Origin of the sequence: Microbacterium sp. Be9, assembly GCF_011754135.1 — a bacterium.
Lineage (GTDB): Bacteria > Actinomycetota > Actinomycetes > Actinomycetales > Microbacteriaceae > Microbacterium > Microbacterium maritypicum_A.
In genome coordinates this window covers 191,727-217,021 of sequence record NZ_WNWT01000002.1, presented here as the reverse complement: position 1 = coordinate 217,021, position 25,295 = coordinate 191,727, and the positions used below count along the sequence as shown (strand labels likewise).

23 protein-coding genes are annotated in these 25,295 nt (G+C 68.8%); 13 read left to right on the top strand and 10 right to left on the bottom strand.

The window, feature by feature from the left end; translation table 11 throughout:
- Positions 1–63 precede the first annotated feature (63 nt).
- A complete protein-coding gene (locus GLO27_RS02085; RefSeq protein WP_021198778.1) occupies positions 64–975 on the bottom strand; it encodes a MetQ/NlpA family ABC transporter substrate-binding protein in 912 nt (303 codons plus the stop codon).
- A gap of 295 nt (positions 976–1,270) precedes the next feature.
- Between GLO27_RS02085 and GLO27_RS02080 the strand changes: the two genes are divergently transcribed.
- The gene (locus GLO27_RS02080) at positions 1,271–1,900 is read left to right on the top strand and encodes a hypothetical protein (RefSeq protein WP_136025231.1); all 630 of its coding nucleotides are present in this window, start codon (positions 1,271–1,273) and stop codon (positions 1,898–1,900) included.
- Positions 1,901–1,984: 84 nt separating this feature from the next.
- Here the strand turns inward: GLO27_RS02080 and GLO27_RS02075 are convergent, their stop codons facing one another.
- The 3 genes from GLO27_RS02075 to GLO27_RS02065 form a co-directional block, all read right to left on the bottom strand.
- Positions 1,985–2,962, bottom strand: a complete 978-nt coding sequence (locus GLO27_RS02075; RefSeq protein ID WP_021198780.1) for an NADP-dependent oxidoreductase — start codon at positions 2,960–2,962, stop codon at positions 1,985–1,987.
- An 88-nt stretch (positions 2,963–3,050) separates the two neighbouring features.
- Positions 3,051–4,817: a Na+/H+ antiporter gene (locus GLO27_RS02070; RefSeq protein ID WP_021198781.1), complete on the bottom strand. Its 1,767-nt coding sequence runs from the start codon at positions 4,815–4,817 to the stop codon at positions 3,051–3,053.
- Positions 4,818–4,857: 40 nt separating this feature from the next.
- Positions 4,858–6,681 carry an ABC-F family ATP-binding cassette domain-containing protein gene (locus GLO27_RS02065; protein ID WP_021198782.1) on the bottom strand — a complete coding sequence of 608 codons (1,824 nt, stop codon included), beginning with the start codon at positions 6,679–6,681 and terminating at the stop codon, positions 4,858–4,860.
- A 91-nt stretch (positions 6,682–6,772) separates the two neighbouring features.
- Between GLO27_RS02065 and GLO27_RS02060 the strand changes: the two genes are divergently transcribed.
- Positions 6,773–7,699: a hypothetical protein gene (locus tag GLO27_RS02060; RefSeq protein ID WP_167253375.1), complete on the top strand. Its 927-nt coding sequence runs from the start codon at positions 6,773–6,775 to the stop codon at positions 7,697–7,699.
- A 58-nt stretch (positions 7,700–7,757) separates the two neighbouring features.
- Here the strand turns inward: GLO27_RS02060 and GLO27_RS02055 are convergent, their stop codons facing one another.
- A complete protein-coding gene (locus GLO27_RS02055; RefSeq protein WP_167253373.1) occupies positions 7,758–8,873 on the bottom strand; it encodes a DUF998 domain-containing protein in 1,116 nt (371 codons plus the stop codon).
- Positions 8,874–8,968: 95 nt separating this feature from the next.
- Here GLO27_RS02055 and GLO27_RS02050 point away from each other — a divergent pair, with 95 nt between their 5' ends.
- The 3 genes from GLO27_RS02050 to GLO27_RS02040 are packed head-to-tail and all read left to right on the top strand — an operon-like array spanning position 8,969 to position 10,468.
- Positions 8,969–9,619 carry an HAD-IA family hydrolase gene (locus GLO27_RS02050; RefSeq protein WP_167253371.1) on the top strand — a complete coding sequence of 217 codons (651 nt, stop codon included), beginning with the start codon at positions 8,969–8,971 and terminating at the stop codon, positions 9,617–9,619.
- A 58-nt stretch (positions 9,620–9,677) separates the two neighbouring features.
- Positions 9,678–10,034 (top strand): DUF202 domain-containing protein, encoded by a 357-nt coding sequence (locus GLO27_RS02045; RefSeq protein WP_021198786.1) that lies wholly within the window; start codon positions 9,678–9,680, stop codon positions 10,032–10,034.
- Positions 10,031–10,468 carry a DUF202 domain-containing protein gene (locus GLO27_RS02040; protein ID WP_167253369.1) on the top strand — a complete coding sequence of 146 codons (438 nt, stop codon included), beginning with the start codon at positions 10,031–10,033 and terminating at the stop codon, positions 10,466–10,468. The genes GLO27_RS02045 and GLO27_RS02040 overlap by 4 nt, the downstream gene beginning before the upstream one ends.
- On the opposite strand, the gene GLO27_RS02035 is transcribed toward GLO27_RS02040, so the two are convergent.
- Positions 10,453–10,890 (bottom strand): Lrp/AsnC family transcriptional regulator, encoded by a 438-nt coding sequence (locus GLO27_RS02035; RefSeq protein ID WP_021198788.1) that lies wholly within the window; start codon positions 10,888–10,890, stop codon positions 10,453–10,455. The genes GLO27_RS02040 and GLO27_RS02035 overlap by 16 nt on opposite strands.
- Before the next feature lie 150 nt (positions 10,891–11,040).
- Between GLO27_RS02035 and GLO27_RS02030 the strand changes: the two genes are divergently transcribed.
- From GLO27_RS02030 to paaZ, 8 genes are all read left to right on the top strand, one after another.
- Complete coding sequence (locus tag GLO27_RS02030; RefSeq protein WP_167253504.1) at positions 11,041–12,189, top strand: thiamine pyrophosphate-dependent enzyme; 1,149 nt, start codon at positions 11,041–11,043, stop codon at positions 12,187–12,189.
- Entirely contained in the window at positions 12,186–13,214 is a 1,029-nt protein-coding gene (locus GLO27_RS02025) for an alpha-ketoacid dehydrogenase subunit beta (RefSeq protein ID WP_051667895.1), read from the top strand. Before GLO27_RS02030 ends, GLO27_RS02025 begins: the two co-directional genes overlap by 4 nt.
- Positions 13,211–14,677, top strand: a complete 1,467-nt coding sequence (locus GLO27_RS02020) for a dihydrolipoamide acetyltransferase family protein (RefSeq protein WP_167253368.1) — start codon at positions 13,211–13,213, stop codon at positions 14,675–14,677. The genes GLO27_RS02025 and GLO27_RS02020 overlap by 4 nt, the downstream gene beginning before the upstream one ends.
- Before the next feature lie 136 nt (positions 14,678–14,813).
- Positions 14,814–16,133, top strand: a complete 1,320-nt coding sequence (locus tag GLO27_RS02015) for an MFS transporter (RefSeq protein ID WP_167253366.1) — start codon at positions 14,814–14,816, stop codon at positions 16,131–16,133.
- A gap of 148 nt (positions 16,134–16,281) precedes the next feature.
- Positions 16,282–17,487 (top strand): acetyl-CoA C-acyltransferase, encoded by a 1,206-nt coding sequence (locus tag GLO27_RS02010; protein WP_167253364.1) that lies wholly within the window; start codon positions 16,282–16,284, stop codon positions 17,485–17,487.
- Positions 17,487–18,242 carry an enoyl-CoA hydratase/isomerase family protein gene (locus GLO27_RS02005; RefSeq protein WP_167253362.1) on the top strand — a complete coding sequence of 252 codons (756 nt, stop codon included), beginning with the start codon at positions 17,487–17,489 and terminating at the stop codon, positions 18,240–18,242. The genes GLO27_RS02010 and GLO27_RS02005 overlap by 1 nt, the downstream gene beginning before the upstream one ends.
- Positions 18,239–19,108: a 3-hydroxyacyl-CoA dehydrogenase family protein gene (locus GLO27_RS02000; protein WP_167253360.1), complete on the top strand. Its 870-nt coding sequence runs from the start codon at positions 18,239–18,241 to the stop codon at positions 19,106–19,108. The genes GLO27_RS02005 and GLO27_RS02000 overlap by 4 nt, the downstream gene beginning before the upstream one ends.
- A 56-nt stretch (positions 19,109–19,164) precedes the next feature.
- A complete protein-coding gene (gene paaZ, locus GLO27_RS01995) occupies positions 19,165–21,246 on the top strand; it encodes a phenylacetic acid degradation bifunctional protein PaaZ (protein WP_167253503.1) in 2,082 nt (693 codons plus the stop codon).
- A gap of 31 nt (positions 21,247–21,277) precedes the next feature.
- Here the strand turns inward: paaZ and GLO27_RS01990 are convergent, their stop codons facing one another.
- The 4 genes from GLO27_RS01990 to GLO27_RS01975 form a co-directional block, all read right to left on the bottom strand.
- Positions 21,278–21,919, bottom strand: coding sequence for a TetR/AcrR family transcriptional regulator (locus GLO27_RS01990; protein ID WP_021198797.1), 642 nt, complete (start codon positions 21,917–21,919; stop codon positions 21,278–21,280).
- A gap of 76 nt (positions 21,920–21,995) precedes the next feature.
- Positions 21,996–23,249 carry a phenylacetate--CoA ligase PaaK gene (gene paaK / locus GLO27_RS01985; RefSeq protein ID WP_231479851.1) on the bottom strand — a complete coding sequence of 418 codons (1,254 nt, stop codon included), beginning with the start codon at positions 23,247–23,249 and terminating at the stop codon, positions 21,996–21,998.
- 93 nt (positions 23,250–23,342) lie between these two features.
- A complete protein-coding gene (paaI, locus tag GLO27_RS01980; RefSeq protein ID WP_021198799.1) occupies positions 23,343–23,771 on the bottom strand; it encodes a hydroxyphenylacetyl-CoA thioesterase PaaI in 429 nt (142 codons plus the stop codon).
- A gap of 136 nt (positions 23,772–23,907) precedes the next feature.
- Positions 23,908–25,197, bottom strand: a complete 1,290-nt coding sequence (locus GLO27_RS01975) for a sensor domain-containing protein (RefSeq protein ID WP_021198800.1) — start codon at positions 25,195–25,197, stop codon at positions 23,908–23,910.
- Positions 25,198–25,295: the final 98 nt, after the last annotated feature.

Sequence of the window (25,295 nt, the reverse complement as noted above, 5' to 3'; positions counted from 1 at the left end):
CGACCTGCAGACGACGAATCGGGCGACGCTCGCGCGTCGCCCGATTCTCTCAGGTCGACCTGATCAGCTGTTCGCCGCGACGTCCTTCTGAACGTCCTTGAGCAGCGAGGCCAGCTCGTCGGCCGGTGTCTGCAACGTGACGCCGGTGCCGCCCGACGACTTCGCCAGGCCCTCCTGCACGTTCTTGTCGGTCTGGAAGATCTCGACCAGCTTGAGGTAGGTCTCGTTGTCGACGTCTTCGGCGCGCGACGCGAAGATGTTCACGTACTGGAGCGCACTCGGGTCCTCGGGGTCGTCGGTGAAGAGCGCGTCGTCGAACGAGAGCCCCGCGTCCTCCACGAAGTCGTTGTTGATGACGGCTGCTGCGACATCGGGCAGGGCTTCAGGGGTGAGGGCCGCTTCCAGCGCTGTGACCTTGACCTTGGACGTGCTCTCATCGACGTCAGCGAGATCCGAGAAGGCGGTGCCGCCGTCCTTCAGATCGACGAGTCCGGCGGCCTGCAGCACCAGCAGCGCCCTGGCCTGGTTCGAAGCATCATCGGGTACAGCGACGGTCTCGCCTTCCGGGATGTCCTTCACGGAATCGTACTTCGTCGAATAGAGACCCAGCGGGTAGATCTGCGTCGATCCGATCGCCGCGAGATCATCGCCCGATGCCTCGTTGTACTGAGCCAGATACACGATGTGCTGGAACTGGTTGAGGTCCACCTCGCCCTCGCTCAACGCAGGGTTCGGAAGCTCGTACGAACCGAAATCGACGAGCTCGACCGTGATGCCTTCCGCCGCAGCCGCATCCACGAACGCGGGCCACTGCGGATCGCTCTCGCCGACGACGCCGATCTTGACGACCTCGTTCTCGGACGATCCCTCACTGCCGGATCCGGCATCGGACGACCCCGTGGCGCACCCGGTGAGTGCGACGAAGAGCGGGACCGCGGCGAGCGCGGCCAGGATGGAAGTGGTACGGCGTGACATGTGAAGGAGTTCCTCTCTTGGGGGACTCGAATACGTTAGGCAGGCCGCGCGACGCACGCGGAATCGAGTGTCACACGGCGTCACAGCGACAGGTCGACCGTCTTCACCCGACTCGGATCGACCGCGCACGCCTGTGCCCTGGCCGTGCGTCATCGAACGACACAGTCGGCGACGGCGAGAAACAGTCGGCGACAGCAGGACACAGTCGGCGACAGCAATCGCACCGTGTGTTCTGCTCGACGCACTCGAAAGAGTGTCGGTGCCGTCCGGCACCGATCCAACGACCGGAGACGTCATGAAAACACGAAAGAAAGTCGCACTCGCCACGGCCACCGCGGTACTTCTGTCCTTCTCGCTGCCCGCCGCCGCTCACGCGGCGACAGAGGAGCATCTGTACGCGAACTCGACAGTCGTCGTCACGGATGTGAGGACCGGAGCGATCGTGTATCAGCAGTCGGAGCAGATCCCTGTGGATACGAACAGCACGTCGGCCACGATCGAGGCGCGGATCCCTTCGACCGAATCATCAGCTGCTCCAACTGAGCCGGGCATCATCGCCCCGCGGTCCTCCGTCGGCGGGAATCACGACAACGGTTCGGTCAAGTCGTCGATCACGATCCAGTACACCTTGAAGGGCGATCAGATTCGGACAGAGAAGGTCACGGGCAGCTGGACGCCCGACCCGGGGTTCGGACTCAAAGAGCGGAAGGTGGAGATCTACAGCGGCGGTGGAGTGCCGTCGATCATCAAGAAGGCGCCGACGGCGAACAGCTATAGCTACAACACCGGATGGGGCTTCCAGATCAAGCCACCGCAGAACTCTCTCACCTCCCCACGGGTGCTGGCCGAGGTGAAGTACCAGCTCTCGGGGACGGGCAGTGCGTGGCTGAAGCTGACGCACTGGGTCGACCTGTCCGGTATCTGATCCCGTGGTGAGGAGGGTCCGAGCAGTGTTCGCACACTCGGACCCTTCTCTCACCTCACACGCGGAAGCGTGCGGCACACAGCGTCACAGCTGGTGCGAAGAGCGCGGTGCGCGCAACGCCAGCTTTCCCACGTAATGGCTTCGCAGCGCGTGGTGCGCCTGGGCGACCTCGGCCGCGTCGAACACCTGCGCCACGTGCGGGGCTATGAGACTGGACTCGATGACCTCGTTCAGACGCTGCAGCGCCGCTCGGCTGCGGTCGCCGTCGTAGAACGACACACGCTCGACGACCTCGGCCGACGGTGGCGGATTCACACCGTGCGCCCACGCGATGCGCCCCGACGGTGCCACCCCGCGCAGCGCATCCTCGGCCGCCCGACCTCCGGCGGTGACGAGTGCGCCGTCGAGGCCCTCCGGAGCGAAGCTCTCGATGGCCGCCATCACGTCGTCCCGCCTCCCGTCGACGACGACATCGGCGCCGAGGCCCCCGGCCAGCGACACGCCGTCCTGTCCTGAGGCGACCGCGAACACCCGGAGTCCACGGTGTTTGGCGAGCTGCACCGCGAGGTGACCGATCCCTCCGCTCGCGCCGAAGATCATCACGGCGTCTCCGGGGCGCGCATCGATCGTGTCGAGTCCGCTCGTGGCCGTCAGTGCGTCCCAGGCGAGCACTCCGGCCTGCTCGTCGGTCAGCCGCGCGGGCACCGGGGCGACATGCTCCTGGTCGACCACCGCATACTCGGCGTAGAACCCGCCTCGCGGGACGGGGGTCGACGCGGCGTACACCCGATCCCCCGGGGCGAAGCGCGTCACGTCGGCGCCGACCGCCTCGACCGTTCCCGCCCCTTCCCACCCGAGGATGTAGGGGAAGGTCGACGGCACGCCGAAAGCTCCCTCGTAGTGGCCTTCGCGCTCCTCCCGATCCCATGACCCGATGCCGGCGACATCGATGCGGATGAGTACATCACCTTCGCCGACCGCGGGGATCGGAACCGACTGTTCACGCAGCTCCCCCTCGTCGCCGAATCGATCGAGAATGATGGCTCTCATCATGGTGGGCATCGGTCTCCTCGTTCTCAGGCGGATCGTTCTGGCGGGTGCGCGCCGTCGTCTCGATGCGCTCCGACGGCGGTGTCGTCCGCTCGGGTGTTCAGTCGTACTCCTCGATCCCCTGCAGGCGCACCTGCTCGAGGTCGAGTCGGGCGGAGATGCGGCGCACGACGATGTCGTCGACCGTGCCGGCGCCACGCAGCCCGAGGAGGACCTCACGCTTGCGGTCGATCAGGGCGAGCTTGAGTCGCGTGTGCTCCTCATGCCGGATCAGCGGCGAGCGCTGCGCGAGGTCGACATCGGTCGAGGTCGCGATCATCTGCAGCACCGTGCCGTCGGTGCCCTCCCCCTCCGTCGCCTGCGAGGTTCCGCCTCCCGTGGTGGGGTCGTCTCCGATGTCGGCGGTTCCGGCACCGAGGGGGTCGGGCTCGCCGAGCATCTCGTCGAGAGCATCGGCTTCCGCGTCGACGAGGGCCTGCTCGCGGGCCAACGACCGGGCGTTCGCGAACTCGAGCATCTGATAGCCCTCCGACCGCACGCGATCGAGGACTTCCTGACCCACGCCGTGCTCAGCCGCGAGGTCGTCGAGAGCGGCGAGCGCCGCCCCGGAGATCGCCCGCTCGGCGAGTTCGTATTCCTCGTCCTCGACGTGGTCGACGGGGAACCGCGCCCACCGCACGATCGCGGGCAGGAGCGGCCCCTGCACGAGCAGACTCAGCAGGATGACGCCGGCGGTCACGAACACGATCTCATCGCGTCCGTTGATGGCCCCACCCTCTGTGATGCTCGTGGGGACAGACAGCGCGATCGCGAGCGAGACGGCGCCGCGCATACCGGCGACGGTGGAGACGACTCTGGCCCGTGCCCTGGCGCCGCGTGCGGGTCTCGGCCCGGCCTGACGCTGGAACAGCACGTTCACCAGCTGGAACAGGTAGCGCACGGCCAGCAGCGTCGCCCAGACGGCGAGCGTGATGAGCACCAGGCGACCGATCGCCGCCGCGGAGATCTCATGCACGACGTACTGCACCTCGAGCCCGATCAGGACGAACAGGGCGCCGTTGAGCAGGAAGACGCCGAACGGCCACGCCGCGTCGGCCTGCCGCCGGGAAGAGGCCGTCGTGACCCTCGGCGACACGTAGGCGACGATGAGACCCGCGACCACGACCGCCAGCACACCGGAGGCGTGCACCATCTCGGCGACGAGGAACGCCGTGAAGGGAATCAGGAGCAGAGCGACGTTGATCACGATCGTCGACGACGTGCGCCGCAGCAGCAGGTACCCGAGAGCCGCGACGATGACACCGGCCGCGATGCCGCCGACATAGGAGACCAGCACGTCGAGCGTGACCGACAGCGGGGTGATCTGGCCGCCGAGCGCCAGCGACACCGCGATCGCGTAAAGCACCAGCGCCGTGCCGTCGTTGGTCAGGCTCTCGGCCTTGAGCTTCATGAACATGCGGCGCGGCAGCAGACGCCCGAGCGCGGCGACGGCCGTGGCATCCGGCGGCGCGACCGCGGCACCCAGGATGAGGGCGATCTCCCACGGCATCCCGAACAGCACTCCGATACCGGCGACCGCGAACGCCGAGGCGACGACCAGCACTGTGCTCATCGGCAGGATGTAGCGGAAGTCACGGCGGATCGACCGCAGAGACGTGGTGAGGCTCTCCCAGAAGAGCATCACCGGCAGGAACAGCAGCAGCACCGTCTCCGGCGGCAGCTGCACTTCGCGCAGCGGAGGCACGAAGCCCAGCAGCAGTCCGAAGATGACGAGGACGAGGGGCAGCGCGAGACGCACGCGCGGGGCGATCAGGGTTCCGACGAGAATCGTGAGTCCGAGCAGGACAGTTACTTCGAGGCCTTCCATCCCTACCTCCCAACAGCGTTGGGAGAAGGATATTCCTCCGTCAGCCGATCTCCTCCGTGAGTTCGAACCAGCGCAGCTCCAGCTCCTCGATCTCGGCCTGCTGGTCGCTGATCTTCTTCATCCGGTCGCCGAGGCCCGCATAGTCGGACTGGTCGTGGTCCGCCAGCGCGGTCTTGGCGGCGTTCACCTGCTGCGTGAGCTTCTGGATGCGCCGCTCGAGGGCGGACACCTCCTTCTGCGCCGTGCGCAGGGCCGCGCCGTCGAGCCCCTTCGCGGCAGCTGTGGCCGTCGCCGTCGCTGCGGCCGTCGCGGTCTGCTTCGACCCGGTGGAGGACTGTAGGTGACGCAGTCGCAGATACTCGTCGACCCCGCCGGGGAGATGACGCAGGTGACCGTCGAGGATCGCGTACTGCTGGTCGGTGACGCGCTCCAGGAAGTACCGGTCGTGGCTGACGACCAGGAGCGTGCCCGACCAGGAGTCGAGAAGGTCCTCGATCGCGGCGAGCATGTCGGTGTCGAGGTCGTTGGTCGGCTCGTCGAGGATCAGCACGTTCGGCTGGTCGAGCAGCACGAGAAGCAGCTGCAGGCGACGCTGCTGTCCACCCGAGAGATCCTTGACCGGAGTGGAGAGCTGGGCGGAGTCGAACCCGAGCCGTTCGAGCAGCTGCCCGGGCGTGAGGTCCTGCGCCTTGGAGCCGGCCCCCATCGTGTAGGAGGTGCGCAGGCCCGAGATGATCACACGCACCGGGTCGTTCCAGTGCTGGGTGAGCTCGTCGAGCCGCTGTGTGAGGGTCTGCACCTTCACCGTCGTGCCGCGCTTGACCCGTCCGACGGTCGGCTCCACGGTGCCGGAGATGAGGCCGAGCAGCGTCGACTTGCCGGCGCCGTTCACACCGAGGATCCCGGTGCGCTCCCCCGGCGCGATGCGCCACTCGATGTCGCGCAGCACGACCTTCTCGCCGCCGTCCGCCGTCGGGTAGGTCACCCCGACGTCGAGCAGGTCGACCACGTCCTTCCCGAGTCGCGAGACGGCGAGCGACTGCAGCGACACCTTGTCGCGGATCTCGGGGACGTCGGCGATGAGCTCATTGGCCGCGTCGATGCGAAACTTCGGCTTGGCCGTGCGGGCCGGAGCGCCACGGCGGAGCCACGCGAGCTCCTTCTTGGCGAGGTTCTGACGCTTCGCCTCGGTGGCGGCCGCCATCCGGTCGCGCTCGACGCGCTGCAGGATGTACGCCGCGTAGCCGCCCTCGAAGGGCTCGACGATGCGGTCGTGCACCTCCCAGGTCTCGGTGCTGATCTCATCGAGGAACCATCGGTCGTGCGTCACGACCATGAGGGCGCCCGAGTTCGGCGACCAGCGCTTCTTGAGGTGTCCGGCGAGCCAGGTGATCGCCTCGACGTCGAGATGGTTGGTCGGCTCGTCGAGGGCGATGACGTCCCAGTCTCCGGTGAGGAGCTTCGCGAGCGACACCCGACGCCGCTGCCCACCGCTGAGAGAACCGATCTCGGCATCCCACGGGAGGTCGGTGAGCAGCCCTTCGATGACGTCGCGGATCCGCGCATCGCCCGCCCACTCGTACTCCGGGGTGTCGCCGACGACCGCCGCACTGATGGTGAGGTCGTCTGGCAGGTTGTCGGCCTGATCGAGCACGCCGATCCGCGTTCCTCCGCGCACCGTGACGCGTCCGGAGTTCGGTTCCTTGATGCCTGCCAGCATGCCGAGCAGGCTCGACTTGCCGTCGCCGTTGCGGCCGACTATGCCGATGCGGTCGCCCTCCTCGATGCCGAGGGTCACGGAGTCGAAGACGACCCTGGTCGGATATTCGAGGTGGAGGGCTTCAGCCCCGAGAAGATGTGCCATGTTCCTTCCAGGGTAGCCGCGTGCGACGAACCGTCCGGCCGTTGCCCGGAAGGCTGCCTCCGACGGACGTCGCCCGATCTAGGATCGACGGGTGCCAAGGAATCGCCGGGTGTTCTCGCTCATGCTCGACAATCGCAAGGCGAAGCTGATGGAGTCGAAGAGACGACCCGGTCGCTTCGAGCTCAGCGTCGATGGGATTCCGCAGTCCGTCGTCTCGATGACCGATCCCACCGCGCTCGAATACGCCTACATCCAGCACATCGCCAGAGCGATGGACGCCGCGGCGGAGCCCGGTGCCCCGCTGTTCACCGTGCATCTGGGCGCCGGAGCACTCACGCTGGCTCGCTACGTCGCGGCCACGCGTGCCGGGTCCCCGCAGCTCGCGGTGGAGTTCGAACCCGCCCTCTACACCGCGGTGGTCGCCGCCCTGCCGCTGCCCTCCGGCACCGATCTGCGCGTCATCTTCGGCGATGCGCGAGCGATCGCAGACGCGGATCTCCCCGACGAGAAGCGCTCGTCGGCGCCCTCGTCCTCTGTCCCCGCGGTCGCCGCGGCTGCAGCGGAGAGCACCGCGATCGACACCGACTGGGTGGATGCGCAGTTCACAGTCGTGGATCTGTGGGATGCCGCGGTCATCCGACATCGTGTGGCCAGCCAGGAGTTCTACCGCCGCGTCGCCGCACGCTCCGCCGCGGCGGGCGTCGTGGCCGTGAACCTGCTCGACGGGCACCCGTTCGAGTACTCACGGCGACAGGCGGCCACCCTGCGCACCGTGTTCGACCACGTCGCCGTCGTCCTCGACGCCGAACCGGAGGATGATGAAGGGCCACTGGGCAACGTCGTCATCTTCGCGAGCGACGAGCCGCTGAGCATCGTGACGATCCCCGAGCTTCTCGGCCCGCCACGACCTCATATGCTCCACGACGATTCTCTGACGTCGTGGATCGCCGAAGCGCGCATCATGACCGACGCCGACGGCACGGACTCCCCCGACCCCGACGATCCGATCTGGGACTAGCCCCGGCGCGACCGCCTCGTCAGCCCGCCTCGTCAGCCCGCCTCGTCAGCCCGCCTCGTCAGCCCGTCTCGGTCGCTGCATCGGCCGAGACCGCCGGTGCGGTGACCGACCCCGCCGTGCGGAGGAACACGATGATCCAGCTGAAGATCAGCACGGCGGCGATCAGCTCGACAGCGGTGAGGTTGTAGTAGCCGACCGCGAAGAAGGCCGCGAGCAGGATGATCACCAGCACGTAGATCCACCCGAAGACCACGAACACACGAGGGATGGTCGGCAGGAACCACGGCAGGCCGACCACGACGATCCCGAACACCACGGTCATACCCGTCGCGACGGTGTTGTGCAGGAGGAAGAACTCGTCCACCGGGAAGATACCGACGCACGCGAGGAAGATGCCCATCAGGATCAGTCCGCCGCGCACCATGAAGCGTCCTCGCCGTTCCTCCGGGCTCTCGGCCGGGAGTCCCGCGGTCGCGTAGCGGGAGATCGTCGTGATCATCACCCCGGCGATGACCAGCGTCACATTGAACGCGACCGATGCGCTGTTGGTGCTCATGCCGAGCGCTGACAGGTTGTCGCGCCACCAGTGCACGTCGCTGGAGGCGAGCATGCTGGCGAATGCGCCGACTACGAGGAAGACGGCGAGCACCAGCGACAGCACCATCGGGGTCAGGGCGACGGCACTGAGGAAACAGACGTATCCGGTCAGCGCGAAGGCGACCGCCACCAGGATGGCGCCGGGGAACGGGAACACCGGGGCATCGGTGAAGCTCCGCTCGAGGAGCTCGGCGACGCCGAGCCAGCCGAGGTACGCGATGGCCGCATGGGCGAAGGCGATGGCGGTGAGGTCGTACCACCGCAGCCGATCCCCCGGCACGCTGAACCCGTCGCGCGCCGCGCGGGGGTCGGGCTGCGCGGGTCGCACGGCGAGGCGCCCGAGGGTGAAGGCGATGACCGCGGTGATCGCGCCCCCGTACGCCGCGAAGACTCCGATCGAGCCGCTGCCGCTGATCGCCAGGTCGTGGCCCCAGAAGACCGGGAGTCCGATCAGGAATCCTGCGACGAAGAAACCGGCGCCGACGATCAGCGCCGTCGCCTCGAAGACGGCCTCCGCCGTCGCCGGGCCGCGCACCTGACGCAGCACCTGCATCACCCTGCTCGCGAGTGCGTTCATCCTCGTCCTTCCCGGTCCACATCCTAGAAGCCGCGCACGCCGCGCACCGGCTTGCGCGCCCGTGCGTTCGTCGCGTGTGCGACTAGCCTGGACCGGTGACCCAGACCATCGCCGCCCGCGCCGCCCTCCTCGACATGGACGGCACCCTCGTCGACTCGACCGCCGTCGTGGAACGGCTGTGGCTCGCATGGGCAGAGCCGCACGGCATCGACCCGGAGACGGTGCTGCGCACCGTGCACGGGCGACAGGGCCATCAGAGCATGGCGATCATGCTTCCGGAGCGCGATCATGCGATCAACCTCCACGAGAACGACATCATGCTCGCGAACGAGGCGGATGACGTCGACGGAGTGATCGAGATCCCCGGCGCACGTGCGCTGCTCGATGCGCTGCGGCCCTTCCCACACGCGATCGTCACCTCCGCGAATGTCGCACTCATGACCGCACGGATGCGGGCCGCGGGCCTCGCCGTTCCCGCACAGAAGGTCACGGCCGAGGATGTGTCCGCCTCCAAGCCCGACCCCGAAGGGTTCCTCCGCGCGGCAGAACTGCTCGGGATCGCTCCGGCGGATTGTGTCGTGTTCGAAGACTCCGGTGCGGGCATCCAGGCGGGCCTCGCTGCGGGAATGCGCGTCGTCGGCGTGGGCACGCACGCCGCGGCCCACCACCCGACCGTCCTGGTCACCGACCTCTCCCAGGTCGCTGTCTCCCCCACGGCCGACGGGTTCGAGCTCACGATCAGCTGACGTCGCCCGCTCCTCCCGCCGACCCTTCACGATCTGCCCGCGCCGCTACGATGAGGCGATGCGACGTTTCCCCGCCTCGGTCTACGAAACCGGTGAGGAGCCCGATCCGCGCTTCTCCCTCGCGAACGAGCGGACGTTTCTCGCCTGGACGCGCACCGGGCTCGCGCTGATCGCCGGTGGCGTCGCCCTCGAGGTGCTCGGCCTCGACCTCCACGCCGGCTTCCGTCTCGCAGCCTCGCTGGTGCTGATCGTCACCGGCACTGCCGTCGCACCGCTGGCCTGGTGGGAGTGGATGCGCGCCGAACGTGCGATGCGTCGCTCCCGCCCACTGCCCGGAGCATTCTCTGCCGTGGTGCTCGCGATCGTGGTGACGGTCGTCGGCCTGCTCGTCCTGGCCGGGGTGCTCTGGCGGTGACGGCTCGCAGGTCGGATGCCGGACGACCGGATGCTCCGGGGCCACACGCACAGGGGCCTTTCGATCCGGGCCTGCAACCCGAGCGCACCGAACTCGCCTGGCGCCGCACGGCCCTCGCGATCGCCATCGGCTCGCTGGTGTCGCTGCGCGTCTTCCCTCTGCTGCTACCGCCCGCCTTCACCGCGTGGGGGTTCGTCCCCGGTGCTGTCGGCCTCGTGGCGGCCTGCGCCCTCTGGTTCGCGGCACGCCGACGTCAGCTGCGGATGACCGCATGGCTGCACTCGACGCTTCCGGGCGCGACGCCGCCGGGCTCGGCGCGGATCACGGCGCCCGGCGGAGGGCTGCTCGTCGCCCTCACCGCTCTCGCAACGGCATTCGGGGTCCTGTGCATCGGGATCGTCGTCGTGTCGTCGTTCGTTCAGTTCCGCGGATAGTCCTCGAAGATCAGCGTCGTCCTCGTCGAGCGGATCGAGGGGATCGCCTGGATGTCCTCCAGCACGATGCGACGCAGATCGCGGGCGTCGTTCGCGCGCACCAGCAGGATCACGTCGAAGTCGCCACCGACCAGCGCCATGTGCTCGATCTCGGGTATCGAGCGCAGCCGTTCGCTCACCGCCTGCCAGGTCGCCTGCTCGATCGCGAGAGTCACGTAGGCACTGGCGTGGTGCCCGAGCAGCACAGGGTCGGTGCGCACCGTGTACCCCGTGATGACGCCTGTGTCGGTGAGCCGTTTGATCCTCGCGTGCGCACCGGCGCGCGAGATGTGCACGGCATCCGCGATCGCGGTCATCGACGCGCGCGCATCCTGACGCAGTTCCTCGAGGATTGCCCGATCCGTCTCATCCAGAGCGACCATGCGACCCCTTCCTCGATGCAGAATTTCTGACACTTCGCTCAAGAATGCCTCATGTGACGAGCTTTCATCCACGATTCCGCAAAAGATCTTGGATGAGTGACGCCCCAGAGGCATGCTGTCCTCATCGAGTTCGGCAAGGAGGGCGAACGCATGCTGCACACCGACCTGCTCCCGCGCGACACCGCGGTGCAACTGATCGACGAAGACGGAACGGCCGTCGCCGACGAGCGGTATGCGCTCCCCGATTCGGACACGCTGCTCGCGGCGTACCGCGGGCTCGTCGAGGGCCGGCGCATCAACGATCAGGCCGGAGCCCTCGTGCGCCAGGGCCGCCTCGCCGTCTACCCGTCGTCGCACGGGCAGGAAGCCTGCCAGGTCGGTGCCGCCATGTCGCTCGGCGCCACGGATTGGCTGTTCCCCACCTATCGCGACTCGGTCGCCGTCATCGCGCGCGGTGTCGACCCCGCCGATGCGATGGTGCTCCTCAAGGGCGACTGGCATTCGGGGTACGACGTGCGCGCCCACCGCGTCGCCCCGCAGGCCACTCCGCTCGCCACCCAGCTGCTGCACGCCGTCGGCTTCGCCCAGGCGGCGAAGCATCGGGGCGAGGACACGGTCGTCCTCGCGCTCTGCGGCGACGGCGCCACCAGTGAGGGCGACTTCCACGAAGCCATGAACTTCGCCGCGGTGTTCCACGTCCCCGTGGTCTTCTTCGTGCAGAACAACGAGTTCGCGATCTCGGTCCCGCTCTCTCGCCAGACGGCCGCCCCCTCGCTCGCCCACAAGGCCATCGGCTACGGGATGCCCGGGCAGCGGGTCGACGGCAACGACGTCGCCGCCGTGGTCGCCGTGCTCGACGAGGCCATGTCTCGCGCCCGCGCCGGCGGAGGGCCGAGCCTCGTCGAGGCGCACACGTATCGGATGCAGGCGCACACCAACGCCGACGACGACACCCGCTACCGGGAGCGCGACGAGGTGCAGGCCTGGATCGCCCGTGACCCGCTGCTGCGCCTTCGGGCGCACCTGACCGCCACCGGCGCGCTCGACACCGCGACCGAGGAGCGCTTCGCCTCGGGAGCCGAGGAGATCGCCGCAGCGATGCGGACCGCGTTGAACACCGACGCCGACCTCGACCCCGAAGACCTGTTCCGCTTCGTGACCGAGACCCGATCCTCTCAGCTCGACGAGCAGTGGGACCTGCTGCGCGGCGAGATCGAACGGTCGCGTCTCACCGATGCCGGAGCCGATGCCGGAGCCGGAGCCGGAGCCGGAGCCGCGATGAACGGAGCACGCCGATGACGATCGCACAGGACGACACCCGCACCGAGAGCGAAGCCGCCACGGTGACGACGATGACGATGGCCGCCGCGTTGAACCGTGCCCTGGCCGATGCCATCGAGTCCGATCCCGATGTCGTGGTGTTCGGCGAAGACGTGGGCGCGCTGGGCGGTGTCTTCCGCATCACCGACGGTCTCACCGCCCGGTTCGGCGAAGAGCGCTGCTTCGACACCCCGCTCGCGGAATCCGGCATCGTCGGCACCGCTGTCGGCATGGCCATGAACGGCCTTCGTCCCGTGGTCGAGATGCAGTTCGATGCGTTCGCCCTCCCCGCCTTCGAGCAGGTCGTCAGCCACGTCGCCAAACTCGGCAACCGCACCCGGGGCGGCATGCGGATGCCGTTGGTGATCCGCATCCCCTTCGGCGGCGGCATCGGCGGGGTGGAGCATCACTGCGACTCGTCCGAGGCCTACTACGCGCACACGCCCGGCCTCACGGTCGTCAGCCCGTCCACTCCGCAGGATGCCTACTCGCTGCTGCGTGCGGCGATCGCCTCCCCCGACCCTGTGGTCTTCCTCGAACCGAAGAAGCTCTACTGGGCCAAGGGCGAGGTCGACACCTCGGTCACCGCCGACCTGGGAACGGCCCGAATCGCCCGTGAGGGTTCCGACGTGACGCTCCTGGCATACGGGTCATCGGTTCCGCTCGCGCTCGACGTCGCCGACGTCGCCGCCGCCGAGGGGCGCAGCGTGCAGGTCGTCGACGTGCGCTCGCTCTCGCCGTTCGACGATGCGACGGTGACGGCCGCCGTGAAGTCGACCGGCCGCGCCGTGGTCATCGCCGAGGCCCCGGGATACGTGAGCGTCGCATCCGAGATCCAGGCTCGCGTCTTCGAGCGCTGCTTCGAGTACCTCGCAGCTCCCGTGCGCCGGGTGACCGGCTTCGACACGCCGTATGCCCCGCCGAAGCTCGAGCACTGGTACCTGCCCGACGTCGATCGCGTGCTCGACGCGATCGACACGCTGCACTGGGAGGACGACGCATGAGCACCCCGCTGAAGCCGCACGCTGGCACGCAGGTGTTCCTCCTGCCCGACCTCGGCGAAGGCCTCACCGAGGCCGGACTCGTGCAGTGGCTCGTGTCGGTGGGAGACACCATCACGACCGATCAGCCGATCGCCGAGGTCGAGACCGCGAAGAGCATCGTCGAGCTGCCGTCGCCGTTCGCCGGCATCGTCACCGCGCTGCACGGCACCGCCGGCGACACGATCGACGTCGGTGCCCCCGTGCTCGAGGTGGCGGACTCCCTGCCGTCTCCGGCCGCGCCCACCGCCGAACCGGCGCAGCCCGAGCACGAGGCCTACCGCGAAGAGGAGCGCGCGGGTTCGGGGAACGTGCTCATCGGCTACGGCACCACCGCGCGTCCCACCATGGGGCGACGCCGTCCGTCAGCCGCCTCGGTGTCTGCGCCTCGGTCACCGGCGACAGCATCGACCCCCACGCCGACCGCGGTCCCTTCCGCCCCGAGCACCCCCGAGACTCCTCCTCCGTCGCGATCGGCCGACCGCAGACCTGTCGCTGTCCGCTCCCCGCTCGTTCGCCGACTCGCTCGGGACCTCGGTCTCGACGTGCACTCGATCGCCGCGACCGGCACCGACGGCGCCGTGACGCGCGCAGACGTGCTGCGGGCCGCCGTCGAGAACGCCGTCGACACTGCCGTCGACGCTGCCGTGGACAGTGCCGCCGCGCACCATGACGGCTCCACCGCAGGCGTCGGCACGCCCGGACACCCGCTCGCCGAGACGGTCGACGGCCTCGGGGTGCTCTCCCGCGAGCGGATGTCGCCGTTGCGTCGGGCTGTGAGCGCGAAGCTCACCCGCAGCCGATCCGAGATCCCCGAAGCCACCGTCTGGGTCGACGTCGATGCCACCACGCTGTGGGACCTGCGTTCGCAGATGGCACCGGAGGGAGGCAAGGCTCCGTCGGTGACCGCGCTCCTCGCACGTTTCGTCCTGCTCGCCCTCGAGGACTATCCCGTGCTCGCATCGCGCCTCAACGAGAGCGGGGACGAGATCATCTCGTTCGACGGCGTGAACCTCGGCATCGCAGCAGACACCGAACGGGGGCTCCTTGTTCCGGTGCTCCCCCGCGCGCACGCGCTCACGGTCGCGCAGCTCGACACGGCACTGCGCGAGCTCACCGCCACGGCGCGCTCCGGGACGATGCCGCCGGAGCGCCTGCGGGGATCGACGTTCACCCTCAACAACTACGGCGGCCTCGGGGTCGATGGATCGGCCGCGATCATCAACCACCCCGATGTGGCGATCCTCGGCATCGGGCGGATCATCGAGCGACCGTGGGTCGTGGACGGGGCGATCGTGGCGCGCCGGATCGTGCAGCTCTCCCTCGCGTTCGACCACCGGGTGTGCGACGGCGGCTACGCCGCGGGCTTCCTGCGGCGGGTGACCGAGCTCATCGAGCATCCGCTGCGCGCGTTCGGGAGGGTCTGACGGAGAAGTCCTGGATTCTCGATTCCGCGGATGACGATGCGCTACGCTCGGCAATTACTGACCGACCATTCGGTCATGAATAACCGGAGTGCTTCATCGCCCTCTCCCCTCGGAATCGCAGAACAACGGAGTTCGCATGACGTCAGCAGTGTCCGACCGCACCTCGTCCGCACGAATGCCCGCCGAAGAACGGAGGGTGCTCGCCGGCACCCTCGTCGGCACGTCGATCGAGTGGTACGACTTCTTCATCTACGCCCAGGCCGCAGGGCTGGTCCTCGCGCCCCTGTTCCTCGCCCCCATCGCCGAGGAGAGTCCCGGCTTCGCGCAGGTGCTCTCCTTCGCCACGATCGGCATCTCGTTCCTCTTCCGCCCCCTGGGGGCGATCGTCGCCGGCCACCTCGGCGACAAGCTCGGGCGCAAGAAGATGCTCGTGCTCACACTCATCATGATGGGACTGTCCACGTCTCTGATCGGTCTCCTGCCGACGTACGCGGCCATCGGCGTGGCCGCGCCCATCCTGCTCATCCTGCTCCGCATCGTGCAGGGGTTCTCCGCGGGTGGCGAGTGGGGCGGCGCGGCATTGATGGCAGTCGAGCATGCACCGAACAACCGACGAGGGCTCTTCGGGGCCTTTCCGCAGATCGGCGTGCCTGTCGGCATGATCCTCGCGACCTCGACACTGTGGGTGCTCACCAGCTCGATGTCGCCGGAGGCCTTCCTCGAGTGGGGGTGGCGCATCCCGTTCCTGCTCTCGATCGTGCTCATCGCTGTCGGTTACGTGATCCGTCGCGCGGTCGACGAGAGCCCGGTCTTCGAGGATCTGCGACGTCGCCGCAAGGAGGCCTCCGCCCCGCTGAGCCGCCTGTTCCGCCAGAACACCAAGCAGGTCGTTCTCACCGCGATCATCTTCATCGCGAACAACGCGGCGGGCTATCTGCTCATCGCCTTCTTCGCGACCTACGCCGTCACGACGCTGGGCATGGAACGTCCGCCGGTGCTGCTGGCGACGACACTCGCCTCGTTCGGCTGGCTCATCTTCACCCTGTGGGGCGGACATCTCTCCGATCGACTCGGCCGCATCCGCACCTTCCAGATCGGCTACGTGGCGCTCGCGCTCTGGGCGGTGCCGATGTGGTTCCTGATCGATACCGCGAACATCCTCTGGTACTTCGTGGCGCTGTTCGTGATGACGTTCGCCCTCGGTTTGTCGTACGGCCCTCAGGCCGCCCTCTACGCGGAGATGTTCCCCGCGAACGTGCGCTACTCGGGCGTCTCGATCGGGTATGCCCTCGGGGCCATCCTCGGCGGAGCCTTCGCACCGATGATCGCCGAGGCTCTGATGAACCAGTTCCACGCGGCATGGACGATCGGCATCTACATCGCCGTGGCCGCCGTGATCTCGCTCATCGGCGTCTCGCTCGTCAAAGAGACGAAGGGCGTGGATCTGCACACCTGACGAGCCGATCGACGACGCGGGATCGCGGTGGTCACCGCGCCTGTGCCATAATTACCGGACGATCGGTCAGTAATTCGGGCCGATCGTCCGGACAGACCGATCAGCCGGACGACGGTCGCCGTCGAGACAACGAAGTCAGGAGTTCCGCATGACCGAGGCATATCTCGTCGGAGGCGTACGCACCCCGGTCGGACGCTACGGCGGCGCCCTCGCCTCCGTGCGCCCCGACGACCTCGCATCGATCGTCGTGCGCGAAGCGGTGCGGCGCGCGGGGATCGACCCCCTGCAGGCGGAGATCGACGAGGTGATCCTCGGTGCGGCCAACCAGGCCGGGGAAGACAACCGCAACGTCGCCAGGATGGCCGTCCTGCTCGCGGGCCTCCCCGACACCGTGCCCGGCATCACGGTCAACCGGCTGTGCGCCTCGGGGATGTCGGCCGTCACGATGGCAGCGCAGGCCATCCGCGCCGGTGATGCCGACCTCATCGTCGCCGGCGGCGTCGAGTCGATGACACGCGCCCCCTGGGTGCAGGCCAAACCGGAGAAGGCCTGGGCGAAGCCGGGCGCTGCTTTCGACACCTCGATCGGCTGGAGATTCCCGAACCCCCGCCTGCTCGCACGAGAGAAGGCGACGTTCACGATGCCGGAGACCGCAGAGGAGGTCGCTCGCGTCGACCGCATCACCCGCGACGAAGCGGATGCGTTCGCACTGCGATCGCAGCAGCGCGCCGCATCGGCGATCGCCGATGGACGCTTCGAGGCGGAGATCGTCGGCGTCCCCCTCGACGCCGCCGTCAGCGCCGGTGCGGAGGTCCGCGTGGACGAGGGCCCCCGTCCGGAGACGACCCTCGAGGGACTTGCGCGCCTGCGTCCCGTCGTGGCCGGCGGTCAGGTCGTCACCGCCGGCAACTCCAGCGCCCTCAACGACGGTGCTTCCGCCATCACGGTCGCGAGTGCGGAGGCCGTGGAACGCTACGGTCTGGTCCCGCGCGCCCGCATCGTCACCGGCACCAGCGCGGGCCTCGCTCCCGAGATCATGGGCCTCGGCCCGGTTCCTGCGACGCAGAAGGCGCTGCGACGGGCCGGGCTCTCCATCGACGACATCGGCTCGATCGAGCTCAACGAGGCGTTCGCCACGCAGTCCATCGCCAGCATCCGACGCCTCGGCCTCGACGAGGCGCGCGTGAACGCCGACGGTGGGGCCATCGCCCTCGGCCATCCGCTCGGCTCCTCCGGATCCCGCCTGCTCGTCACCCTCCTCGGCCGCATGGAGCGCGAAGGCTCTCGGTACGGACTCGCCACCATGTGCGTCGGCGTGGGGCAGGGCGCAGCCGTGATCGTGGAGAAGGTCTGATGGCCGCCGGCCCCCTCGCCAGCGGACCGCTCGTCGTCGAGCGTCACGACGACCGCGTGGTGGCGACGCTCCACCGACCGCACAAGCGCAACGCGATCGACCAGGCCACGATCGACGCGATCCACGTGCTGTGCGCCGAACTCGAAGCCGTGCCGCGCCCGCTGATCCTCACCGGGGCCGGAGGAGTGTTCGCCGCGGGCGCCGACATCGCCGAGCTGCGCGAGCGCCGTGCGGCCGATGCGCTTCGTGGGATCAACGCCCACGCGTTCATCCGGCTCGCCGAGCTGCCGATGCCGGTCATCGCCGCGATCGACGGGTACGCCCTCGGTGGAGGAGCCGAACTCGCCTATGCCGCGGACATCCGCATCGCCTCGCCATCGCTCGCCATCGGCAACCCCGAGACCGGGCTGGGCATCCTCGCCGCAGCGGGGGCAGGGTGGCGCCTGAAGGAGATCATCGGAGACGCCAGGGCCATCGAGCTGCTGCTCACCGGTCGCACCGTGAAGGCCGATGAGGCGCTGCGCATCGGTCTCGTATCGGCGATCCATGAGACCGCGGAGCTTCTGCCCGCCGCCCACGCCCTCGTCGATCGCATCGCCCGCAACGACCGGGCAGCCACCATCGCGACCAAGCGTGTCTTCCGCGCGCCGCGCGACCACCATCCCGCCGTCGACCTGGAAGCGCAGGCCGAGCTCTTCGAGAGTCCGGAGAAGTTCCGGCGGATGACCGACTTCCTGGAGCGGAGAGACCGATGACCGAGAGCAGTTCCCCGGCCCCGCGACACGTGGGGGTGCTCGGCGGCGGACGCATGGGCGCCGGGATCGCCCACGCATTCCTGCTGGCAGGCTCCCGCGTCACCGTCGTCGAACGCGATGCCGATGCGGCCAGATCGGCATCGGCCCGCGTGCTCGAATCCGTCGACTCCTCGATCGCCAGAGGCACGGCGGGCGAATCCGTCGACCGGTACCGGGAGCGTCTCGCCACGGGCACGGATACGGCGCTGTTCGCGTCGTGCGCGCTCGTCGTCGAGGCGGTGCCGGAAGACCTCGCCCTCAAGATCGATGCGCTCCGACGCGTCGAGGCGGCGATCGCGCCCGACGCGGCGATCGCCTCGAACACCTCCTCCATCTCTATCGATGAGCTGGCCGCCGTGCTCGATCACCCCTCACGCTTCCTCGGCATGCACTTCTTCAACCCCGTGCCGGCCTCCGCGCTCGTCGAGATCGTGCGGGGTGCGACCACGGCTCCCCCGCTCGTCGATTCCGCCCGCAGCTGGGTGGAGGCGCTGGGCAAGACGCCGATCGTGGTGGCAGATGCCCCCGGATTCGCGTCCTCCCGACTCGGCGTCGCCGTCGGCCTCGAGGCGATCCGCATGCTCGAGGAAGGCGTCGCCTCCGCCGAGGACATCGACGCCGCGATGACGCTCGGATACAAGCACCCGGTCGGCCCGCTCCGGCTCACCGACATCGTCGGCCTCGACGTGCGGCTCGGCATCGCCGAGTACCTCGCCGCGCATCTGGGCGAGCGCTTCGAACCTCCCGCCCTGCTGCGTCGACTGGTCGCCGAGGGACACCTCGGCCGCAAGAGCGGACGCGGCTTCTACGAATGGGACGCCTCATGAAGGGAACCCTCATGAAGGGAACCCTCATGAAAGGAACCCACATGAAAGGAACAGAGATGATCGAGACCCTCCCCAGCTACGTCCAGGGAGAGTGGTGGACGCCGTCGTCCGACGCGAAGACCACCGAGGTCCGGGATGCGTCGACGGGTGAGGTCGTGGCCCGTGTCTCGACCGAGGGACTCGATCTGGGCGCCGCCCTCGAGCACGCCCGCACCGTGGGCCAGGTCTCGCTGGGAGAGCTCACCTTCCATCAGCGTGCCGTGCGCCTCAAGCAACTGGCTCTCGCCCTGACGGAGCGCACGGCCGAGCTGTACGAGCTCTCCAGCCGCACCGGTGCCACGGCGCAGGATTCCTGGGTGGACATCGACGGCGGGATCGGCGTGCTGTTCGCGTACTCGAGCAAGGGCCGACGCGAGCTGCCGAATGCGAAGGTGTATGTCGACGGAGGCGTGGAGAACCTGTCCAAGGACGGCTCCTTCCTCGGCCGCCACATCTACACGCGGCTGCGCGGCGTCGCCGTGCAGATCAACGCCTTCAACTTCCCGGTCTGGGGATCGCTCGAGAAGTTCGCGCCCGCGTTCCTCGCCGGCGTCCCGACCCTGGTGAAACCCGCCACCCCCACCGGGTACCTCGCCGAAGCCATGGTGCGCGTGATGGTGGAGTCGGGGCTCCTTCCCGACGGCTCGCTGCAGCTCGTCTCGGGCAGCGTGCCCGGTCTCTTCGACGAGCTGCGGCTGGGCGACCTCGTGGCCTTCACCGGTTCGGCATCGACGGCCGAGCAGCTGCGCGCTCACGATTCCGTGCAGACGGGAGGTGTGCGCTTCACGAGCGAGACCGATTCGATCAACGCCTCGATCCTCGGGACGGATGCCGTCTCCGGCACGCCCGAGTTCGACGCGTACGTCAAGCAGCTCGTCGCCGAGATGACCACCAAGGCCGGCCAGAAGTGCACGGCGATCCGCCGCGCGATCGTGCCGACGACTGCCGTCGACGACGTCATCGCCGCAGTCCGGGAACGCCTCTCGACACGTGTCGTCCTCGGCGACCCCCGCGCCGAGGGCGTGACGATGGGTCCGCTCGCCTCGATCGCGCAGCGCGAGGAGGTGCTGCGTCAGGTCGGCCGCCTGCAGGCCGGCGGAGGAGAGCTCGTGATCGGCACGACCGATGCACCGACCGTCCGGCACGGCGACGGCAGCGAAGGGCCGGCCCCCGACGGTGCGTTCGTGGCGCCGATGCTGCTGCGGTTCCCCGACCCGGAAAGCGCGGCGGTCAACGAGATCGAGGCGTTCGGCCCGGTGTCGAGCATCGTCGGCTACCGCACCCTCGATGAGGCGAGCGCCCTCGTGGCCCGGGGCGGAGGGTCGCTCGTGACGAGTGTGGCCACGCACGACCCCGAGGTCGCTGTCGCACTCGCGACCGGCATGGCCGCGTACAACGGGCGCGTGCTCTTCCTCGATCGCGATGATGCGCGCAGCTCGACCGGGCACGGTTCCCCGCTCCCGAACCTCGTGCACGGCGGCCCCGGGCGCGCGGGCGGAGGCGAGGAGCTCGGCGGCATCCGCGCCGTGCTGCACCACATGCAGCGCACCGCGGTGCAGGGCTCGCCCGAGATGATGACCGCCCTCACCGGCGTCTGGCATCAGGGAGCGACCTCACGCCCGTACGAGCAGAGCGACGGAGTGCATCCCTTCCGCAAGTCGCTGGCCGAGCTCCATGTGGGCGACCAGGTGGCGAGCGGTTCCCGCACCGTCACCCTCGAGGACATCGAGACGTTCGCCGCATTCACCGGCGACACGTTCTACGCCCACATGGATGAGACCTCGGCCGCAGCGAACCCGTTCTTCCCGGGACGCGTCGCCCACGGCTATCTGCTGGTGTCGTGGGCTGCGGGGCTCTTCGTCGACCCGGCGCCCGGCCCCGTGCTCGCCAACTCCGGGCTCGAGAACCTGCGGTTCGTGACGCCCGTCTCCCCCGGCGACGACATCCGCGTCGAGCTCACCGCCAAGCAGATCACTCCGCGGGAGACCGACGAGTACGGGGAGGTGCGCTGGGATGCCGTGCTGAAGAACCAGCACGACGACATCGTGGCCACCTACGATGTGCTCACGCTGGTCGCGAAGGAGAAGGCGCAGGTCTGACGGCGGCGTCGCAACGACCGCCGGATCCCGGTCAGACGGCAGGGACTCCGGCGTCGTCGTTCGTGCGCAGCCCGTCGAGGGCGATCGCGACCACGTCGTCGGCGAGACGGTCGGCGCCCTCGCGCCCCCCGGGTCGGTACCACTCGACGATCGAGTTGATCATCCCGAACACGAGACGCGCGACCACGCTCGCATCGATGTCGGCACGCAACGCGCCCTCGCTCTGCGCCTCCGACACCAGCGCGGTGATCCGACGGTCGAAGGCCCGACGGCGGATCAGCGCCTTGCGCTCCACGTCGGTGTTGCCCCGTACGCGCAGCAGCAGCGTCACGGCCGGCAGCTGCTCCACGAGCACACGGACGGCACCGCGCAGCACATGCTCGAGGCGGTCCACCGCGTTCGAGGCCTCCGGTCCATCCTCCGATTCCGGAAGCGGGTTCTCGACCACGGCTTCCAGGCCGCTGAGCGCCGCGTCGAGCGCGAGGTCGAGGATCTCGTCCTTCGATCCGAAGTGGTGATAGATCGCCGACTTCGACAGGCCGAGCCGCTCGGCGAGCATGCCGATCGACGTCGCGTCGTACCCGTGCTCGTTGAAGGCGGCGACGGCGACGCCGAGGATCCCCTGCTGGTCGTAGCCGGGGCGGCCGCGTCGTGTGCTCTGCATCTCGGACATCACCCCACAGTCTCGCACCCGATCAGCCGCACAGGCCGGATCGCCGGCCGCGAGGCGATCCGGGTGTCGCCCGTCGTCACCGCAGGTCGTACACCCGCTTGTACTTCCCCTCGCTTCGCGGCAGCGTCCCCGGCTCTTCCAGCTGGACGGCGACCGTCGACCCGACGAAGATCTTGATGCGCTGCGCGAGCACCTCCGCGGCGCTCTGGCAGGTCTCGACGGACAGGTCGGGGTGGCGTTCGATCCGCACCTTCAACGTGTCCATCCGGCCGTCCTTCGACAGCTCGAGGATGAAGTGCGGCGTCAGCTGTTCGATCCCCAGCACCAGCTCCTCGATCTGGGTGGGGAACAGGTTCACCCCGCGCAGGATGATCATGTCGTCGTTGCGGCCCGTGATCTTCTCCATGCGGCGCATCCCCGCACGCGCGGTCCCCGGCAGCAGACGGGTGAGGTCGCGGGTGCGATAGCGGATCACGGGGAAGGCCTCCTTCGTCAGCGAGGTGAACACGAGTTCGCCGAGCTCCCCGTCCGGCAGCACCGCCCCGCTCTCGCCGTCGATGATCTCCGGCAGGAAGTGGTCCTCCCACAGATGCGGGCCGTCCTTCGTCTCGAGGCATTCGTTGCCCACCCCGGGCCCCATGACCTCGCTGAGTCCGTAGATGTCCAGAGCGTCGATTCCCAGACGCTGTTCGAGCTCGTGGCGCATCTCGTTCGACCACGGCTCGGCGCCCAGAACAGCGACCTTCAACGACGTGGAGCGCGGGTCGACCCCCTGCGCCGCCATCGCGTCGGCGATCGTGAGCAGATAGCTCGGAGTGCACAGGATCGCATCCGGCTCGAAATCGAGGATCAGCTGCACCTGACGGGCCGTCTGGCCACCGGACATCGGGATGACGGTCGCACCGAGCGCTTCGATGCCCGCGTGCGCGCCGAGTCCCCCCGTGAACAGTCCGTATCCGTAGGCGTTGTGCACCTTCATGCCGGCGCGGATGCCACTCGCCCGCAGCGAACGCGCCACCAGAGAAGCCCACCGGTCGAGATCGCCCCTCGTGTAGCCGACGACCGTCGGCCGGCCCGTGGTGCCGCTGGATGCGTGGATGCGGGCGACGTCGGACATCGGCACCGCGAACATCCCGAACGGATAGGTCTCGCGCAGATCCGCCTTGGTCGTGAACGGCAGCCGCTGCACGTCATCCAGGGTGCGGATGTCATCCGGATGCACACCCGCATCATCGAACTTGCGCGTGTAGAGAGGGACGTTCGCGTACGCATGGCGAACGGTCTGCTGAAGCCGTTCGAGCTGGAGAGCCGCGATCTCCTCGCGACTCATACGCTCTTCGGCGTCGAGCTCGTCGGCTGCGGGAGGGCGGACACGGGAGGGCGTTGCGGTCGTCGTCGACACGAGGGGCTCCGGAGGTGGGGATCAGAGGGTCTGGTTGGTGGTGCGGGAGCGTCCGCGGAACTCGGCGACGGGCTCACCCTGCTCGTCGACCACGCTCACGTCATAGATGCCGGAGCGCCCCGTGCGCGTCCGTCGGACCGCCGTCGCGGTGAGCGTCTGGCCGGACACGGTCGATTTGAGAAAGGAGATGTCCGCACCCGCCGCGACCGTCACCCGGTCATCCTCGTTGCACGCGATCGCGAAGGCGGTGTCGGCGAGGGCGAACACGAAGCCGCCGTGCGTGATGTGGAAGCCGTTCGTCATGTCATCCCGCACGCGCATCGACACGATCGCATGGCCCGGATCGTCGCGTTCGACGACGAGCCCCAGTGCGGCCGATGCGCGGTCACGTTCCATCATGGCTCGATTCGGGCGCACGGCATCCGGCGTCTGCGTCGTCGCTTCCGTCATCGTCGACCTCCTCGTCGAGCGGGTCGGATGCGCACCTGCAGCACCCGATCCGCTCATACTAACCGACCGATCGTTCAGTTAGTCAAACGGAAGCCCCGCCGAGCCTTCCGAGCGCCCCGCCCCCGCGGGGTGAAGCTCAGCCGAAGTCGGGGAGCCGGCGCAGCGTCGCGTCCTCCGTCAGGATTCCGGTGATCACGGCATCCGGGTCCGCGGCGTCGCGATCGACGCGGAACCGGATCGCCTCTCCCTCGCGAGTCGTCCACTGGTACAGGTACTCCCCCGACGACACGATCCTGATCGATGTCCCGCCCGGGAACGCGCTCATGGCTTCGGCCACGGTGTCCCCGATCCTCACATCGCCTGCCGCCGGCAGCGCAGCCGGGTCCTCACGCGGCTCATCCGCGACGTTGGCGAAGCCGACCGAGGCGGCGACCACCACGGTGGCGCCGTCGTCCGTCCAGAGAAGCAACGACGCAGCCCCGTCGGGACTGACGATCCGGGTCTGCCCGCCCGCCCACTCCGACCGGATGACCTCCGCTCCCGGCACCGCCGCGATGGCGTCGTCGAGCTCGGTTCCGAGGACGATCGGTCCGATACCCTCGACGGTCACGTCCCACGTGCTCCACGCGGCTCCGGGGTCGACCGCGGGCGGGGAGGCAGGGGCCTCCGGCGGATTCGCGGTCAGCTCCTCCACCAGCCGCTTCTGGGCGGCGGATGCCTGGTCCCGGAGGAAGGACGCGGCCTGCGCGCTGTCGAAGGCGGCTTCGCCGGAGAACGGCTGCCAGAAGTTCACGAGCACATTGCCGACCGAGGCATACCCCTGGTAGAGACGGTGTCCGCCGCCGAACCCGTCATCGATCACCAGCGACCCCGCGACGGCCCGAACTCCGTCCTCGGACTCCGCCGTGGTCGAATCGAACGTCGACGCGCCGCCCCCGTACGCGAACTGCGCGCACTGCTGAGCGGCGTCGACGTACGTGTCCATGAGCCCCTGCGCCGCCGCCTCGTCGGCGAACTGGAGCACATGCAGCCACCCCTCCCTCTGCTCGGGCACAGCACTGGTCCAGGTGACGGAGCGTGCACCGATCGACGTCAGGGAGGGTTCGTACACCAACGAGCTGCAGATCGCCGGCGAGAGGTCGGGACCACCGCCGTCGGAGACCTGGATCAGGGACGGTGTCGGCGTGCCGACCTCACCGACGTCGGGCAGGATCCTCGCGATATCCTCCGCGCTCGGCAGGAACCAGTCGAGCTCGTCGCCGACGAAGACCGCGGGGCCGGCATAGGGCTCCGGTGCCGATTCGACCGGCGACGGGGTCGGTTTCGGCGTCGTCTGAGGAGCCGGGGTGCATCCGGACAGGGCCACGACGGCCCCCACGGCCAGCAGCCCGAGAGTTGATCGCGAATAGGACCGCAGCGCGGACATGAGCCCTCCGATTGCTCGTGGGTGGCCACTCGCCCCCCTCTCCTCTGAGCTTAGGGGCCGGCCCGCCACAGCGTCACCGAGCGCGCATGTCGATATCA